14 protein-coding genes and 1 pseudogene are annotated in these 17,433 nt (G+C 43.0%); 7 read left to right on the top strand and 8 right to left on the bottom strand.

Translation table 11 applies throughout. The features are described 5' to 3' along the window. Positions 1-159 precede the first annotated feature (159 nt). Together typA and mscL are read left to right on the top strand one after the other, a co-directional pair. The gene (typA, locus tag F890_RS05890; protein WP_004281716.1) at positions 160-1,998 is read left to right on the top strand and encodes a translational GTPase TypA; all 1,839 of its coding nucleotides are present in this window, start codon (positions 160-162) and stop codon (positions 1,996-1,998) included. Between the two features lie 176 nt (positions 1,999-2,174). Next, positions 2,175-2,615, top strand: coding sequence for a large conductance mechanosensitive channel protein MscL (gene mscL / locus F890_RS05885; RefSeq protein ID WP_004281717.1), 441 nt, complete (start codon positions 2,175-2,177; stop codon positions 2,613-2,615). Between the two features lie 82 nt (positions 2,616-2,697). Here the strand turns inward: mscL and F890_RS05880 are convergent, their stop codons facing one another. Both F890_RS05880 and mutM read right to left on the bottom strand, forming a co-directional pair. Next, positions 2,698-2,982, bottom strand: a complete 285-nt coding sequence (locus F890_RS05880; RefSeq protein WP_005266020.1) for a peptidylprolyl isomerase — start codon at positions 2,980-2,982, stop codon at positions 2,698-2,700. After that, positions 2,979-3,839 carry a bifunctional DNA-formamidopyrimidine glycosylase/DNA-(apurinic or apyrimidinic site) lyase gene (mutM, locus tag F890_RS05875; RefSeq protein WP_005266019.1) on the bottom strand — a complete coding sequence of 287 codons (861 nt, stop codon included), beginning with the start codon at positions 3,837-3,839 and terminating at the stop codon, positions 2,979-2,981. Before mutM ends, F890_RS05880 begins: the two co-directional genes overlap by 4 nt. A 399-nt stretch (positions 3,840-4,238) precedes the next feature. On the opposite strand from mutM, the gene F890_RS05870 reads away from it, so the two are divergent. The 3 genes from F890_RS05870 (at position 4,239) to F890_RS05860 (ending at position 7,690) form a co-directional block, all read left to right on the top strand. Then, positions 4,239-5,501, top strand: a complete 1,263-nt coding sequence (locus F890_RS05870) for a carbohydrate porin (protein ID WP_005266018.1) — start codon at positions 4,239-4,241, stop codon at positions 5,499-5,501. A gap of 92 nt (positions 5,502-5,593) precedes the next feature. Further along, complete coding sequence (locus tag F890_RS05865) at positions 5,594-6,703, top strand: NADH:flavin oxidoreductase/NADH oxidase (RefSeq protein ID WP_005106149.1); 1,110 nt, start codon at positions 5,594-5,596, stop codon at positions 6,701-6,703. A gap of 60 nt (positions 6,704-6,763) precedes the next feature. Then, positions 6,764-7,690, top strand: a complete 927-nt coding sequence (locus F890_RS05860) for an AEC family transporter (RefSeq protein WP_005266017.1) — start codon at positions 6,764-6,766, stop codon at positions 7,688-7,690. 81 nt (positions 7,691-7,771) lie between these two features. Here the strand turns inward: F890_RS05860 and F890_RS05855 are convergent, their stop codons facing one another. Continuing rightward, positions 7,772-8,569, bottom strand: a complete 798-nt coding sequence (locus F890_RS05855; RefSeq protein ID WP_005266015.1) for a tetratricopeptide repeat protein — start codon at positions 8,567-8,569, stop codon at positions 7,772-7,774. A gap of 263 nt (positions 8,570-8,832) precedes the next feature. Here F890_RS05855 and F890_RS05850 point away from each other — a divergent pair, with 263 nt between their 5' ends. After that, the gene (locus F890_RS05850; protein ID WP_004645929.1) at positions 8,833-9,078 is read left to right on the top strand and encodes a hypothetical protein; all 246 of its coding nucleotides are present in this window, start codon (positions 8,833-8,835) and stop codon (positions 9,076-9,078) included. 51 nt (positions 9,079-9,129) lie between these two features. Here the strand turns inward: F890_RS05850 and F890_RS05845 are convergent, their stop codons facing one another. The 4 genes and pseudogenes from F890_RS05845 to F890_RS05830 all read right to left on the bottom strand — a co-directional run. Beyond that, entirely contained in the window at positions 9,130-9,855 is a 726-nt protein-coding gene (locus F890_RS05845) for a CAF17-like 4Fe-4S cluster assembly/insertion protein YgfZ (RefSeq protein ID WP_005266014.1), read from the bottom strand. Positions 9,856-9,969: 114 nt separating this feature from the next. Beyond that, positions 9,970-11,496, bottom strand: coding sequence for a multicopper oxidase family protein (locus F890_RS05840; protein WP_005266013.1), 1,527 nt, complete (start codon positions 11,494-11,496; stop codon positions 9,970-9,972). 31 nt (positions 11,497-11,527) lie between these two features. Further along, positions 11,528-12,229: an IS1 family transposase gene (locus tag F890_RS05835; RefSeq protein ID WP_004730370.1), complete on the bottom strand. Its 702-nt coding sequence runs from the start codon at positions 12,227-12,229 to the stop codon at positions 11,528-11,530. 59 nt (positions 12,230-12,288) lie between these two features. Beyond that, positions 12,289-12,897, bottom strand: a pseudogene (locus tag F890_RS05830) (hypothetical protein); the annotation flags it as partial. A gap of 514 nt (positions 12,898-13,411) precedes the next feature. Between F890_RS05830 and acnD the strand changes: the two are divergent. Then, positions 13,412-16,030, top strand: a complete 2,619-nt coding sequence (gene acnD / locus F890_RS05825) for a Fe/S-dependent 2-methylisocitrate dehydratase AcnD (RefSeq protein WP_005266011.1) — start codon at positions 13,412-13,414, stop codon at positions 16,028-16,030. Positions 16,031-16,100: 70 nt separating this feature from the next. Here the strand turns inward: acnD and F890_RS05820 are convergent, their stop codons facing one another. Beyond that, on the bottom strand, positions 16,101-17,252 hold the full coding sequence (locus F890_RS05820; RefSeq protein ID WP_005261588.1) for an IS4-like element ISAbe18 family transposase: 1,152 nt from the start codon (positions 17,250-17,252) through the stop codon (positions 16,101-16,103). Positions 17,253-17,433 lie beyond the last annotated feature (181 nt).

The raw sequence follows: 17,433 nt of genomic DNA, 5'->3' as shown, positions 1-17,433 counted from the left end.
AAGGCTGGGTGGCGCTATTCTAATCGAGTTACACGTCTTTACAAAATCAAAAAATCCCCAACGGAGCAAAAAAAGTTGAGGAGTGTGGTTACAGTGACTATAAAAGTTTTGTATTTTTCTGTATAATTTGCCCTCAAATTACATACGCATTGAATTTACATGTCAGATATTAAAACTCTCCGTAACATCGCCATTATTGCGCACGTCGATCATGGTAAAACCACTCTTGTAGACAAACTTTTGCAACAATCAGGTGCTCTCGGTGATCGCGCGGGTGAGATCGAGCGTGTCATGGATTCTGGCGCTATTGAAAGCGAACGTGGTATTACCATTCTTGCAAAAAACACTGCAATCAAATGGTTAGATGAACGTACCAATACTGAATACCGCATTAACATCGTGGACACCCCGGGACACGCCGATTTCGGTGGTGAAGTTGAACGTGTAATGTCGATGGTTGACTGCGTACTTCTTCTTGTAGACTCACAAGAAGGCCCAATGCCACAAACTCGTTTCGTAACGCAAAAAGCGTTCGCACGTGGTTTGAAACCAATCGTGATTATTAACAAAGTCGACAAGCCAAGCGCGCGTCCAGACTGGGTAATTGACCAAGTATTTGATTTGTTCGATAACTTAGGTGCTTCTGACGAACAGTTAGACTTCCCAGTTGTTTATGCTTCAGGCCTTCGTGGTGTTGCTGGTCCTTCTCCAGAAGAACTTGCTGAAGATATGACTCCGTTGTTCCAAACGATCGTAGACATCGTTGAACCACCAGCGGTTGACGTTGACGGTCCATTCCAAATGCAAGTATCTTCACTTGACTATAACAGCTTCGTAGGCGTTATCGGTATTGGTCGTATCCAACGCGGTTCAGTGAAATTAAACACACAAGTAACTGTAATCGATAAAGATGGCAAAACACGTAACGGCCGTATCTTAAAAATCATGGGTTATCATGGTCTAGATCGCGTTGACGTTGAAGAAGCTTCTGCAGGCGATATCGTTTGTGTAACGGGTATCGATGCACTTAACATTTCTGACACCATCTGTGATCCGAAAAATGTTGAAGCTTTACCGCCATTGTCTGTAGATGAACCTACAGTATCGATGACATTCCAGGTAAACAACTCACCGTTTGCTGGTAAAGAAGGTAAGTTCGTAACTTCACGTAATATCCGTGAACGTCTAGACCGCGAATTGATTCACAACGTAGCATTACGTGTTGAAGATACTGACAGTCCAGACCGTTTCAAAGTATCTGGTCGTGGTGAGCTTCACCTTTCAGTTCTGATTGAAAACATGCGTCGCGAAGGCTTCGAAATGGGCGTATCTCGTCCACAAGTAATCATCAAAGAAATTGATGGTGAAAAACAAGAGCCATACGAAAACGTTACTTTTGACGTTGAAGAACAGCATCAAGGCGCTGTAATGGAACAAATGGGTCACCGTAAAGGCGAAATGACCAATATGGAAGTCGACGGTAAAGGCCGTATCCGTATTGAAGCCACTGTTCCTTCACGCGGTCTGATTGGTTTCCGTTCTGAATTCCTGACCATGACTTCTGGTACAGGGATCATGACGTCTAGCTTCTCGCACTACGGTCCAATGAAGCAAGGTACTGTTGCAAAACGTCAAAACGGTGTATTGATTTCTATGGTTCAAGGTACTTGCTTGGGCTATGCACTGTTCACACTTCAAGACCGTGGTCGTCTATTCGCGAAACCACAGTTAGAAGTTTATGAAGGTATGATCATCGGTATTAACTCTCGTTCAGACGACATGACAGTTAACCCGACTAAAGCAAAACAGTTAACGAACGTACGTGCTTCTGGTACTGATGATGCGTTAACGCTGGTTCCTGCGATTGAATATACACTTGAGCAAGCGCTTGAGTTTATTGAAGATGATGAACTAGTAGAAGTAACACCTAAGTCAATCCGTATCCGTAAGCGTTTCTTGACTGAAAACGAACGTAAACGTAACCGTTCAGGTAAATAATCGCTAGATTATTTCGGGTTTTCAAAAACCGTAATTTTTTCGAAGATTACGGTTTTTTATATTTACGTTATGCTTAAATCATAATTTACTAAAACGCATTAAACTAAGTCAAAATTAAAAGTATTTATTCAGGTATAATTTGACCCAAAACTTGAAAATAAAATATGGGAGCAGTTATGAGCATTATTCAAGAATTTAAAGAGTTTGCGATCAAAGGCAACATGATGGATCTGGCGATTGGTGTCATCATCGGTGGCGCTTTTAGCAAGATCATCGATTCATTGGTGAAAGACATTATTATGCCTTTAATTACCGTGATTACCGGTGGTGGCGTCGATTTTACGCAAAAATTCTTTATCTTAGGAAGAAACCCAGACAATTTACAATCTTTAGATGCCTTGACTAAGGCGGGTGTGAATGTACTGACTTACGGTAACTTTTTAACGATTTTAATTAATTTCTTAATCTTGGCCTGGGTCGTATTCTTGTTGGTTAAATTCATGAACCGTTTACGTAAACAAGAAGGCCCAGTCGAGGAAACTCCGACCACCCCAGCCGATATTGAATTGCTGCGTGAAATTCGTGATGAATTGAAAAAGCGTCCACCTCAAGTCTAATTTTTCTAATCCCCCTAAATCCCCTTTATAAAAGGGGAACTTCTCCCTTTAACAAAGGGAGGTAGGGAGGGATTTATAAATATTAAAAATCCATCCGAAACTTGATTTCGACCAAATGAAAACCAAACTGGCTTTTGATCGGGCCATGTAATACACGTTCTGCTGCAGTGAAAACCAGTTTATCAATGACCGGAACCAGTTGACCTTTCTTTACTTCACCTAGCTCACCGCCACGTTTGGCAGAATTACAGGTTGAATACTGTTTGGCGATTTTATTGAAGTCGGCGCCACTTAAAATCTTCTTTTTAAGCTGTTCAGCAGTTTCTCTATCTTTGACCAGAATATGACGCACAATGGCTGTTTTCATGACTTTTTCCCTCGTACAGTTGCCACTTTTTTGACAGGGAGCTGGATCTTTTTCAAAGGTTGGCACTCAGGACAAAAAACTGAAGCGCGTTGTCCCAATTTGATATTTTCAAGCGTGGTCTCGCAGTTCATACACATTTCACCGGCACGACCATAAGCCAGCAAGGTTTGCTGGAAATAGCCATTTTCTCCCATGGCATTGGTGTAGTCTCTTAAGGTTGAACCACCCAGATCAATCGCCTGTTTCAAGATGCGCTTGATTTCCAATACTAGCTTTTCGATCTGAATCAAGCTTAAAGTCGAGGCCGGTTGTGCCGGATGAATCCCCAGATTAAACAGACTTTCGGTCGCATAAATATTGCCTACGCCCACCACCACATGGTTATCCATAATTGCAACTTTGGTGCCAACATTTTTATTCTTCAATTTTTCAAATAAATACTCGGCATTAAAGTTCTCGCTTAAAGGTTCTGGCCCCAACGTGTCAATCAATTTGCTTTGTGATTGTGCATCCAGCCAAAGAATGCAGCCAAAACGGCGAGGATCATGATAACGCAGTTCGATATCTTCAAACTGAATGATTAGATGGTCATGTTTGCGTAATTCTTCATTGCTCTCGCATAGACGGAAACTCCCCGACATGCCTAAATGCCAGAGCATGGTGTCGTGTTCAAACTCCGCCAGAATATATTTAGAACGGCGAGTGAGCTTCAGTAATTTTTGCCCCACCAGCTTTTCTATATTTTCTGGAATGGGCCAGCGCAAACTTGACTGACGCACTTCAACACGTTGGACGCGTTGTTCCAATAAGGGTAATAAACTGGTTTTGGTGGTTTCAACTTCTGGTAATTCAGGCATAACGCATCAGTGGCGAGGGAGATGCAGCTAATATTGGGTGAATTGGCTGGGATTGCAAGCGTTAATCTGGGTGAAATCGCTGGAAAAGGACTGGGTATTTCATCTTTATTTAAACTGGAATTGTTTAAAGAATAAACTAGGTTTCTATGTTTTTATAGCGAATTTTCTTAGAAGTAAATCGAATGGAAATTATCAATACATTATAAGCTAATGAAAAATATATAAATAATTTAAGATTTTTTAAATAAAAATTATATTTTTATGTTTAAGACATAACTAAAAGTTTAATGAGTAATAAAAAAAATGCTGGGAATTTGTATGAAAAGTTATGTAAATTCATGCACCTAATAGCAATTTAAAAACCTTGCTTGTTTTTCTCTCCGAATGTTTAGGTTTTACATGAAATATTTAGGTCTAGCTCTATTGCCTTTAATGGCTGCCATGACAACCGCTCAGGCGGAATCTGCATTTGATCCACAAGGTCAGTATTTACTGGGGGACTGGAATGGTCAACGTACAGAACTGGCCCAACAGGGAATTAAATTTGAAGCCAATCTGTTAACCGATACCGCCTATCTTGCTGATGGTGGTCGTAATGAGGGCGCAGATCCATTAACTTCTGCCCAATTATGGCTGGGTACTCAACTGGATATGGAAAAGCTGTCAGGATGGAATGGCGTCACCGTACGTGCCGCGATGACTGCACGTCAGGGTCAAAGTACCTCTGTCCGTGACTTGCAGGATCTTAATGCACCACAGCTGGCCAATGTACAAGGCACTTTTGGGCGTGGTAATCAGGATAGCCGTCTGAGCGAGCTGTCTATTGAAAAGAATTATAAAGACCAAGGACTCAGTATTAAGGCGGGTCGTCTTGGTCTGGGCATGGACTTTAATGTCATGGCTTGTGATTTTGCCAGTACGGCATTTTGTGCTGCTCAGATGGGTAAATGGCAGGGCAATATCTGGATGAATACGCCTGTAGCACAATGGGGTGCGCGCGTGAAGCAGCAACTCAATCCTGAACTTGCGGTACAAGTCGGTGTGTATGAGTTTAATCCGGATAATGGTAATGGCGCTAAAGAAGGTCAGGGCTGGAGTCTGGATACCGACCATGCAGATGGCGTGACAATTCCGGCAGAAGTAATCTGGACACCGAAATCATGGGTGAATGGCCTGCCAGGCAGCTACCGTGTCGGCGGGATGTACAATACTGCCGATGATGTTGCCAACCAAAAAGATATTGCCAATCCTACTGATGCCAAAAACCGTACCTTTGCTGGTTGGTTAGCTGTAGAGCAACAGTTAACGTCTACAGGTCAGGGCCGTCAGGGTTTGCATTCATTTGCCAACTTTACTTGGCATGACCGCGATACCAATAAAGTGGATAATTCACAACAAATCGGTGTGAAATATATCGGTCTTGCGGACAGCCAGCCGAATGATATTTTAGGTCTGGCGGTCAATCGTGTACATATTAATGACCGGATCAAGAATCTGAATTTTGATGCGAGTGCAGAATACAATATTGAACTGAACTATAGCTATAACGCAACAAAGTGGCTAATGCTGCGTCCAAACCTGCAATATGTCATTAATCCAGGTTCAAGCAACAATGTGGATGATGCACTGGTACTCGGTTTGACTACACGAATCATCTTCTAAAGTTTGATCGTTCACGTTATAACTAAACAGGCTCTTGGGAGCCTGTTTTTATTTCTAGAGTGAAACTGTGCAATAAAAAGAGGAAATACAGCGTGGCATTACTATTTCAACCTATTCAATTTGGATCACTGCAACTTCAAAATAAAATCGTAATTGCGCCGATGTGTCAGTACTCTGCAACAGAGCAGGGGGAAATTACCTATTGGCACGAGCAGCAATGGGCCAACTATGCCTTATCGGGTGCAGGTTTATGTATTGTCGAAGCGACTGCGGTACAGCCAGAAGGCCGGATCAGTTATGCCGATCTGGGCTTGTGGAATAACGAACAGGCAAAGCAGATCAAGACCTTACTGGAAAAAGTCAAATCCATTTCCCCGATGCCTTTTGCGATTCAACTCGCACATGCAGGGCGTAAAGCTTCAACAGATAAACCATGGGCAGGTAAAGGTCAGTTTAAGCCGGATGAAGCACATGGCTGGCAAACTGTTTCTGCCAGTGATATTCCTTTTCAGGCCGATGAACATCCACCCAAAGCCTTAAGCCAGTCGGAAATTGAGCAGGTCATTGCTGACTTTGCAGAAAGTGCCAAACGTGCAGTTGATGCCGGTTTTGACCTGATTGAGCTGCATGCAGCGCATGGTTATTTACTGCATCAGTTCATGTCACCACTTTCAAATAAACGTGATGATCAGTATGGCGGTTCACTGGAAAACCGGATTCGCCTGACTCTGGAAGTATTACAAGCCATGAAAGCGGCGGTTCCAGAAGGTTATCCAATTGGAGTGCGTATTTCAGCCAGCGACTGGATGGATCAGCCAGATAGCTGGACTATTGATTCTTCAATTGAGTTGTCCAAAGCACTGGAAGCTGCGGGTGCTGCCTATATTCATATTTCCAGTGCCGGCTTACATGCCAAACAGAACATTGAGGTGAAACCGAATTATCAGGTGCCTTTTGCAGATGCGATCAAGAAAGTCGTGAATATTCCCGTGATTGCCGTCGGTTTGATTACTGAACCTAAGCAGGCAGAAGATATTTTACAAAAGGGCCAAGCGGATGCCATCGCACTGGCTCGTGCCATTCTTTATGATCCCCATTGGCCTTGGCATGCAGCGGCAGCACTTGAGGAAAAAATCAAGATTTCACCGCAATATCTGCGCTGCGCACCGCATGGTTTGAATCACCTATTTGAGCCTTTTTAACACTGCTTTAGTCTCAGAAATTCTTATAATGGAATATCACTGGCAAGAGGATACTGCATTATGATTTTTGCGGTCATTGTGCCCATATTTTTATTATTGGCACTGGGTTATCTGACTGTAAAGAGTCAAGTGTTAAGCAAGGAGCAGGTGGGGACGGTCGGTGCTTTTGTGATTAAAGTAGCCTTGCCGTTGCTGTTCTTTCAGTCCCTTGCCTCCAAAGACCTGCATGAAATCTGGTATTTTGAATACTTTGCCGTGTATAGCAGCGTGACCTTGCTGCTCTATGGTAGCGGTTTCTGGATCATGCGCCGTCATTTTCAGAATACGCATTCGCAAAGTGCAGTGCTGTCGCTGGGCGCTGCAATGTCGAATACCGGCCTGATTGGTACAGCTGTGCTTAGCTTATTGATTGGGCAACAGGCGATGACTTATACCTCTCTAGTGGTCATTATTGAAAGCGTGTTGCTGATTCCACTGGTGCTGGTCATGGCGGCGTTGGGCACACAACATCAGGCAAATCTCGGCGCCATTTTAAAAAGTGTGCTACTGACCTTGCTAAAGAATCCCTTATTTATGGGAGTGATGCTGGGCATGGTCTGTGCAGTTTTCCAGATTAAAATTCCAGTCTATCTCGATCAGGTCTTTGCCTTGATTGGTCAGACAGCCTCACCATTGGCCTTGTTTGCCATTGGCGGCGGGATCGTGGGAATGAGCCTGAAATATGTCAATCTGCAAAGTTTCTATCTGGTATTTTCCAGCAATATCATGATGCCGCTGTTGATGTATCTGGGACTGAGCCAGTTAACTGATTTAAGTCAGGAAATGGTCCATGCCGGTACGCTCATTGCAGCTTTGCCGATGCCGACGATTTTTGGCATGTTGGGACAGGCGTATGGTCTGAATGATCGAACTTTAACGCCATTGTTGATGAGTACCATTGTCGGTTTTATCGTGACCAGTGGCTTAATTGCCTTGTGGTGGGGATAATTTTTTAGCAGATGAATGCTCTGCTATTAAAAAGCCCCAAATTGCATGGGGCTTTTTAATGTTTGAGTTTTATCGGTTCACTTAACTTTTCTTCGCAGGTGCTTTTTTCTGCTCAGCCAGCATTTTGTCTACTGCTGCCAAAGACTCTTTGGCCTGCGGAACATTTTGCTGCGCCAATGCAGCAAAGATTTTCTTCGCTTCTGGCAGATTTTGCGGAACAATACTGCCATTGGCAAACATATTACCTACTGCCATCAGCGCCGGAATATAGCCTTTTTTTGCCAGTTCCTGAATGCTGCTTAGGCCTTGCTGAATCGGTTTTTCATCTTTGTTTTTGAAACCGCTGCTGATGTCATATAAGGCTTTGGCATGAATGGCCTGCATATTACCTTTGCTGATCAACGGTTGCAGCTTTTGCAGTCCGGCTTTATTCGATGCTGCTGTATTTTCAGAAAACAGCAGTATGGCCAGATCAATGCTGGCATCATCAAACTTGGCTGCCGAAGCGCGTTCCAGATGCTGTTTGGCTTTGGTCAAATCCTGTTTGAGTCCGAGTGTGCCGGCTGCATAATTTTTACCCAATACATAATTGGCCACCGGATAGCCTTTGCTGGCAGACTGCTCATAGAGCTGAATGGCTTTTTTCTCGTCTTTGGTTGTACCTTGGCCGGTTTGGGTTAAATAGCCTAAGTTATATAAAGCTTGGGCATTTCCTTGACTGGCCAATTGATTTAAAGCGTCATAGGCACCTTTAAAATTATTGGCTTTGACCATGGCCTCAACTTTTTGGAATTGGGGATCGACTTGATCTTTTACGGTATTTGCCAGAGCGAATTGTGCAGAAAGGGCAAGAACTGTAGCGAGTACTAATTTTTTCATGGTTCCTATAACCTTATTATTGCTGGCACCTTATTCCTTGGTGCGATTTTAATCATTTTCACTTACATCATAAAAGGATTTTGTGCTTTGTAAATATACAATTTGTCACTAAATACAAATCATCGAAGCACAATATACCGATTAAATCGATGCATGATTTGGACAGGTTTCTGATCAATCCTGCAGATATCAAAAGGATTACTTTGCTTCAGCCGACTTCTCTGATTAAATCTCGGTTTGAATCAGACTCCCAGGATTTAACCATGTTTGTCAAAACCATTAAACGTCACTATGACAGAATCAATGCTGATGAATCGATTGCCGATGAAGACAAGATTGATGCGCTGCTGATGAAACTTGGTGCAGAGTTTTTGATGAGTCAGGAAGACCGAGTATATGTCTTTCAAAAAGGTGAACTCACGGCAAAGTTTGATGCTAAACATGCGCGGGCCTATCATTTTAAAGATTATGTGGTAAAAGACATGAACAAGCTGTTTCATGGCTTCTAAAATAAAAAAGCCAAGAATTTTATCTTGGCTTTTTTATGAGTTATGCAGTGATTATTGCGGACGCGCTACATCACCGCTCAAAGCTTCGGGAAGCTCCAGAACTTCGAGACCTAGCTCGTTCAATGCTTCAGGTTTTGCCACGACTAGCGCTTTATAACCATTTTCAATCGCGATGCTATTGACGACTTCTACATCATTATTCAGTTTTGTCGCCACAGCAGGTGTGGCACCTGTACCTTGAACCAGATGTAACCAGTGTTTTGGCTTGGCTTTAAACCATAAGCGCGCAATCACTTCCTGACCCAGATAGCAGCCTTTGTCATAGTGAATGCCTTCGCGTTGATGCAAACGCAATTCCTGAGGTTGAAACAGATTGGCGGTAGCCGCCTGGATCCAGGCCTGACCTGATTCAATGGCTTGCTGCTCCCAAAGGGTGGCATCGGTTTCAGTCGTAACGAAGTCAGTATGAATGCCATTAATGACTGGATAAACCGGACCGACCAGTTCCAGTTTCATTTTTGAAAAGGCGCCAAATTTTTTAATATGATTGGCCAGTTCCGTAGCCTGATCTGCAATGCTCACGATTTCAAAGCTTTCCGGACTGATTTTTTTAAGCCATAAGCCAAATTGGATGCGTCCTTTCAGACTACAGATTGCAGTATAGCGTGTCTGGTTTTCCGCCAAAGTTTCAGTATTCAAAGTCACCTGACCTTGAAGGAATTTTTGTGCATCTACACCATTCAGACTAAACAATGTAAAAGCAGGAGACGCTGCCATAATAAGCCCCGGTTTGAATACTATAAATCAATGCAGTTATTGTGCAGCAAGCATCAAATAGAGGCAAACAAAAAAGCCAACAATCGAAATCATTGGCTTTTAGCGAGCAGATCTTTAGTGGTGATGGCTAGCCGGTAATGGCGAATCACAAGGGAATTTGCCTCCACAGACCCGTACGGTTTCCATCATGCCCTGATCTTCATGGTCGAGGATATGGCAGTGCTGTACGAAGTCACCTTCAAATTTCTTGTAATGGCTGCGCACAATATAGGTATAGTTTTGTTTTACAAAAAGCGTGTCCTTAAACTGTCCTTTCATGCCACGGTATTGCACATCATCCAGAACTGGATTCACCGGATCTTCTGGGGCTACTGCCTCACTGACATCCTTACCTTGAGGATTCAAAATTTTAACAATCTGGAACGGGTTAACATGAATATGGAACGGATGACCACCAAAACCAGCGCTGGTCAGTTCCCATTCATCAGTCTGTCCAACTTGTAACTGACGGACATATTCGCCATCTACTGAACTATCTCCATCAAAGAAATCTCCGAAACTCAGTGTATCTCCATCTTTTTTATGTCGGAAGCCAAATTTGAATATGCCAGTTCTAGGGTCGGGGCCGAGCGAAAAAGCACTATATTGTTTTGGTTGGGCAGCAACTACTTTATCAATTTCCGGCGTCATCAGTGATGGATGATCACTAAACGCAGAAAGATTAAGCTGAGATAACTGGCTCTGGAGGTCTTCGCTTAAACCAATTTTTTGTGCCCGATCTTTCAGGAACTGTGCAGCAGTCTGAGCCTTGGTTTTGGCTGCTTTTACATTAACCCATCCCAGCAGTTGGGCATTGAAGCGATGATTTGGAGCAATTTGAGGACCTACATTCGGTAATGGCGCGTTAATTTCATCATCGATATTCAATTTGGTGTCAAAAAGGCAGTATCTATTGGTGGTCGGAAAGGCGACCATTGCATCATGACGATAGCCTGGATGGAACACGGACAGGATTCTGGTCTGTACATGATTCATGGTCAAGCCATCTTGCGCGATAGTATGCACATTCAGGCTATTCAGTTTCTCAAATTCAGCTTTCTTGTCTACCTCCTGATAGACTGTACAGGCTTTAATGGTTTGTTCTGCAGTAAATTTACTGGAGTTAGGAATTTCCTTAATGATTAAACCAATGGTATCGCGTACACCACCATGAATCATGCGCCAGCGGTTAAACTGATTCTGTTCTGCTTTGATCTCACCTAAAATTTTACCATTGATAGAGGTGTAGTAGTTATTGTCGCCCCAGGAGGCAAATGCAGCGAGGTCATTATAATTTTCCAGCATGCCTATACCTACACCTTCACAGTTATTGGGAACAGCGAATGTGATATTAGGATCGGGATTACTACAGCGATATTGGATTTGCTGGAACAACAGGATGTTTTCGTTCGGGTAACTGTTTTTTTCTTTCCAGAGAATATCCATATCTCCAGTTGAGGTGACTTTGCCATTTTTGACTTTTGGTGTTCTTGAGCCTTCAACAATTAATGGGCCTGCCATGCCATTCGACACCTGAAGAGCAGTTGAGCCATGCAGATGGGCATGATACCAGTAAGTCCCCGCGGGATGATTCGGTTCCATTTTGGGTGGTGTTTCAAAAAGTATGCTGGCGTTAAACAAATCCGTTATTAAGGTAAAAGAAAGTCAAATCAAAGGCTTTAAAATGATTTTCGAGCTTTTTAGAAAAGTTGCAACTTCTCCTAAATCCACGCCTGATTCGATGACGAATTCTACAATTGTTACCTTCAATACCGACGGTAAAAAACTTACCAATCACTTGCTTGCAACATTGAAATGCTGTGATAAAACTATCCCAATGATCACTCGCAATTCGAGCATATTGAACCCCAAGCTTTTTAAGTCTAGCTTTAAGACGTTGAACCGTTGCTAAATCCCGCTTACCCCAAACATAAGCAACAATTTCTCCAGATTCTCGATGGTAGGCATAAATAAGCCATTGTTTATTTTGCTTATTCCCTACAAAAGTCCAAAGTTCATCGACTTCAAGACATTCGTAGTGGCTTTGTTTAGGCTGAATCTGATAGATCGATTCACTTAAGGTTCGTAATACCTTGCCAATGCTGATACGCTCGACTTCAGCAATATCTCTTACACCGCTTCCTCTGACCATTAAATGTAATATCTTGCCGGTAATACCTGAGTTACACCCTTGATAGCTTAATGCATGATCACCAATAAATTGACGTTTGCAATCTTTGCACTGATGGTTTTGTTTCCCATCTACTTTGATGCCATTTCTCTTTATATTGTTACTTAGACAGGTAGGACATTTGATTTGTAGCGTTATTTTCATACCTCTATTTTATCAAAAGCCATATTGTTTTTTTCAGCATACTTTTTGAAACACCACCCCATTTTGAACTGATAATCAAATTTTTCCTGAGGTTTGAATTTCAGGAAAACATTATCACTATTGCCTTGAGGACTGACCCAGAAGCCATGGGTATGCAGGTTGGTGGTATTAAAGCAGTGAGGTTCATTGACATTCTCAACATGAGTTGAACAAGTTGCTTCTGACTCGGGTGGCAGCTGGTTATTCAGGTTAACCGCCATGGTTTCACCCTGTTTGACCCGAATCTGTGGTCCGACCAATTGATCCTCAACATATTCACCAGTTTTTTTCTTATCAAATAAACTGGGTTTGGTTAGATAGCCTCTCAGCAGCACCTGATCCCATAAGCCATTTCTGGGGTTATAGAGTTTGCTGGTTTTATAGGCCACGATCAGCTCATATTTGCCTTTGGCACTTTTTGGTAACAGGGGTGGATTGCTAATCAAGCTGTCTGATGTGGTCGGAACGGGATGTGAGGGTTTGGGTGGAGGTGTGGGGTATGAGGGATGAGAGGGGTGGGACGGGTTAGAGGGATTGGATGGCGGCGATGGATTTTTTGTTCCATCCCAACCGCGAGCTAAGAGCGTCAAAATGGCGGCTATAGCTCCGAATATTGCGATTTTCAACATTTCAGTTCTGCCTGTTATGGTTATTGTTTTAATGTGAGGATTGCGAATAATGTGACATGCGTCACACTGAGCTTCTGATAGTTTTGGAAAATCTGCTATCCCAAATTAGGGGATTGAAATTTTGCTAAATGCGGCGACAGGACAGGCCTATGAAAACCAATCAGACTATATTTTTTCATCTTTAAAAAAATGCACATAAAATTAATTATTTATTAATGATATTAGTGGTTTAGATTAATATTCAAATAAAAAGATAGAGAAATATTTTGCAACATAAGACTAAAGAATAAGGCGAATTATTCAGATTTTTTTAGCAAAAGACCGCTTTAAAGCAAAAATTCTAAAGTCTATGTAACAAATTTTTGCGAAAATACCATTTTTTATAATTAAGTGTTTGAAAAATATAAAATTTGGGAAATGCTATTTGTGCAGCGTACAATGCTGCTATTACAAAAGTAACTCATCGATATCTATTGATGAATAAAAATAGAGATAAACGAGGGCAGGCAAGCTTATGAACAACAACTACCGTAAACCGCTGCAATCCACCCAGCTGGAATATTATGACGTGCGACAGGCCGTAGAAGATATTCAGCCAGGCGCATATGCCAAACTTCCTTATACTTCTAAAGTCCTGGCAGAGCAGTTGGTGCGTCGTTGTGATCCTGCCATTCTGGAACAGTCTTTACGTCAGCTGATTGAGTGTAAACAGGAACATGATTTTCCCTGGTATCCGGCACGTGTAGTGTGTCATGACATCTTGGGACAAACGGCACTGGTGGACCTTGCCGGTTTACGTGATGCGATTGCAGATCAGGGCGGTGACCCGTCTAAAGTCAATCCGGTAGTACCAACCCAACTGATTGTCGATCATTCACTGGCAGTTGAGTTTGGTGGTTTTGATCCGGATGCCTTTGAGAAAAACCGTGTCATTGAAGACCGTCGTAATGAAGACCGTTTTCATTTTATTGAATGGACCAAAACCGCGTTTGAAAATGTTGATGTGATTCCTGCGGGCAACGGCATCATGCACCAGATCAACTTGGAGAAAATGTCTCCGGTGATTCAGAACCGTGATGGTCTGGCATTCCCGGATACCTGTGTTGGTACAGATTCGCATACACCTCATACAGATGCATTGGGCGTGATCTCGATTGGTGTTGGCGGCTTGGAAGCCGAAAACGTGATGTTGGGCCGTGCATCGTGGATGCGTCTGCCAGATATTATCGGTGTGGAATTGGTCGGTCAGCGTAAGCCGGGCATTACCGCAACGGATATCGTCTTGGCACTAACCGAATTCCTGCGTAAAGAACGTGTGGTTGGCGCATATTTAGAATTCTTTGGTGAAGGTGCTGACAGCATGTCAGTCGGTGATCGTGCCACGATTTCCAACATGACCCCGGAATATGGCGCAACGGCTGCGATGTTCTATATCGATCAGAACACGATTGATTATCTGACCTTGACCGGCCGTGAGCCTGAGCAAGTCAAACTGGTAGAAACTTATGCCAAAGAGATTGGTCTTTGGGCATCGAATATGACCCAAGCGGAATATCCACGTGTATTGCGTTTCGATCTATCGACTGTGACACGTAATATTGCAGGGCCATCAAATCCGCATGCACGTGTATCTACGGCTGACCTGAAAGAAAAAGGCATTGCCGGTAATTTAGAAGCAGCTCGTGCACAAGAAGCGGAAGGCTTGATGCCAGATGGCGCGGTGATTATCGCGGCGATTACCTCTTGTACCAATACATCTAACCCACGTAATACCGTGGCAGCAGGTTTGCTGGCACGTAAAGCCAATGAACTGGGCTTGATGCGTAAGCCTTGGGTAAAATCTTCTTTTGCACCGGGTTCTAAAGCGGCTGCTTTGTATTTGGAAGAAGCAGGTGTACTTAAAGATTTAGAAAAACTGGGCTTTGGTATCGTGGCCTATGCATGCACGACTTGTAACGGCATGTCGGGTGCGCTTGATCCAAAGATTCAGCAAGAAATCATCGACCGTGACCTGTATGCAACAGCGGTGCTTTCGGGCAACCGTAACTTCGATGGACGTATTCATCCATATGCGAAGCAGGCATTCTTGGCTTCACCGCCTTTAGTGGTGGCTTATGCGATTGCCGGTACGATTCGTTTTGACATCGAAAAAGATGCTTTAGGAAATGATAAAGATGGCAACCCGATTTATCTAAAAGATATCTGGCCATCGGATGAAGAAATTGATGCGCTGGTAAAAGTTGCTGTAAAACCAGAACAATTCAAAAAAATCTACATTCCAATGTTCGACTTGGGTGTGAATGAAAAGGCAACAAGTCCGCTGTATGACTGGCGTCCGCAAAGTACGTATATTCGCCGTCCGCCGTATTGGGAAGGGGCTTTGGCTGCACCGCGTACCTTGTCAAATATGCGTCCGCTTGCGATCTTGGGCGATAACATCACCACCGATCATTTGTCACCATCGAATGCTATTGTTTTAGACAGTGCTTCAGGTGAATACCTGAAAAAAATGGGCGTGCCTGAGGAAGACTTTAACTCCTATGCAACGCATCGCGGTGATCACTTGACTACGCAACGTGCAACATTTGCCAATCCGAAACTGTTTAATGAAATGGTGGTACGTTCTGATGGCACCATCAAACAGGGTTCGAAAGCACGTGTGGAACCTGAAGGTGAAGTGATGCGGATGTGGGAAGCGATTGAGATCTACATGAACCGTAAACAACCGTTGATTATTATTGCCGGTAAGGATTATGGTCAGGGTTCGAGTCGTGACTGGGCAGCAAAAGGTGTACGTCTGGCGGGTGTAGAAGCGATTGTAGCAGAAGGTTTTGAGCGTATTCACCGTACCAACCTGGTCGGTATGGGGGTATTGCCGCTTGAGTTTAAGCCGGGTACAGATCGTAAGACTTTAGGTCTTGATGGTACAGAGCTGTATAGCGTGATTGGTAATATTGCGCCACGTTCGACGTTGACTTTGGTGGTTGAGCGTTCAACCGATGATGGTAAGAACCAGATTATTGAAGTGCCAGTCACTTGCCGTTTAGACACTGAAGAAGAAGTACATGTGTATGAAGCGGGTGGGGTATTACAGCGCTTTGCACAGGATTTCTTGGAAGGGAATGTGGCTTAATCTTTTTTTTAATCACCCCTAGCCCCTCTTTGAAAAAGAGGGGAACTCCCCATTGCTGTCCCACAATTTTTCACAAGAGGAAGCTCATTTGAGCTTCCTCTTGTTTTATGGGTATTTTATCGGGTGAAAATAAAGCTTTTAAAGTTCTTCTTTCAAACAAATTCACTTGAATTATTCTGAGTAAACGTTGAACTGTCCAACCTGTTTTTCCTAAATGTTGAGCGAAACTCACCAATAAATAGGCGATCATCGCAATCCAGATTTGTGTCTGAATTGCGTTCCTGCTGCGGCCTAGAAACGCTTTTAATTTGAGATTCTGCTTAATCGCCTTAAAGAACAGCTCAACTTTCCAACGATCTTTATAAATCGCCGCAATGGTGGAGGCGGCTAAATGAAAGTTATTGCTGAGAAAGCTAAAGTGCTTGCCACTTTGCTGATCTCTATATTCAATTCTTCTTAACACTGGGGCTTTTCTTTTTAGGGCATGTGCGCTATTCAGCTGAATGGTTTCATCTTTTAGAATACCTTTGGATTCAAGCACTGGATGTTGCTGGATCACCTGATACACAGATTTAGGCCTAAAACGTGTGACAAATCCAATGTTTTGAGCAGTCAGATTTGCATACCATTGGTAATCGACATAGCCTTTATCAAAAACTACAATGCTGCCAGCAGGAAACTGGAATTTTCGGCCTTGTACCATGTCATTTTCTTTGCCATTTTCAACTGCAACAAACTCAGGAATATCATTGCTGTGATTCAATCCTATGCTGAGTTTCATGCTGGCTTTTGAGTTGTGAACTTTGGCCCATTCACATAAGGAAAGCGACAGGTCAATATGACTGGCATCCAAGGAATACAAGGGATTCTTAAAGCGAAATTTATGAGCTACTTTTGAGTGTTCATAGTATTTAAGCAACTTGTAAAATAGCTGTTGATACAAGGCAGCAGGCTGCTGCTCATTGATTCGTGCCAGCGTGCTTCGGGGAATAGACTTTGCTCCGAGATGACTTAGCTTTTCCTGTTGGCACTCCAAATTGGATTGAATATCTCTCAGACTTTGCCTACAAGAGAATTGAGACATCAATATGGCAATAAACTGATCCCACCGGGAAGCCGCTCTAAATTTCTGTCCAACATGGTGTACTTTAGCAAGTTGTTCAAAATCCTGTCGCACAACAGGTTTAATTAGCTCATGAAATACGGTATTCTGATGTGACAAAACCTGAATCCTAGTCGTTAAAGTGTTTGTTTGCACTCATATTTTAACTGTTAGGACTCAGGTTTTTTTATTTAAAGCAAACTATGGGACAGCAGTGGGGAACTCCCTACTTTTTTAAGGAGGGTTGGAGTGGATTAAAGTTGTTGATATTGTTTAAAAAAGACCCTACTGTGAAGTGGGG

Origin of the sequence: Acinetobacter sp. CIP 64.7 (genome assembly GCF_000369745.1) — a bacterium.
Lineage (GTDB): Bacteria > Pseudomonadota > Gammaproteobacteria > Pseudomonadales > Moraxellaceae > Acinetobacter > Acinetobacter fasciculus.
This window is presented reverse-complemented; position numbering and strand designations above follow the sequence as displayed.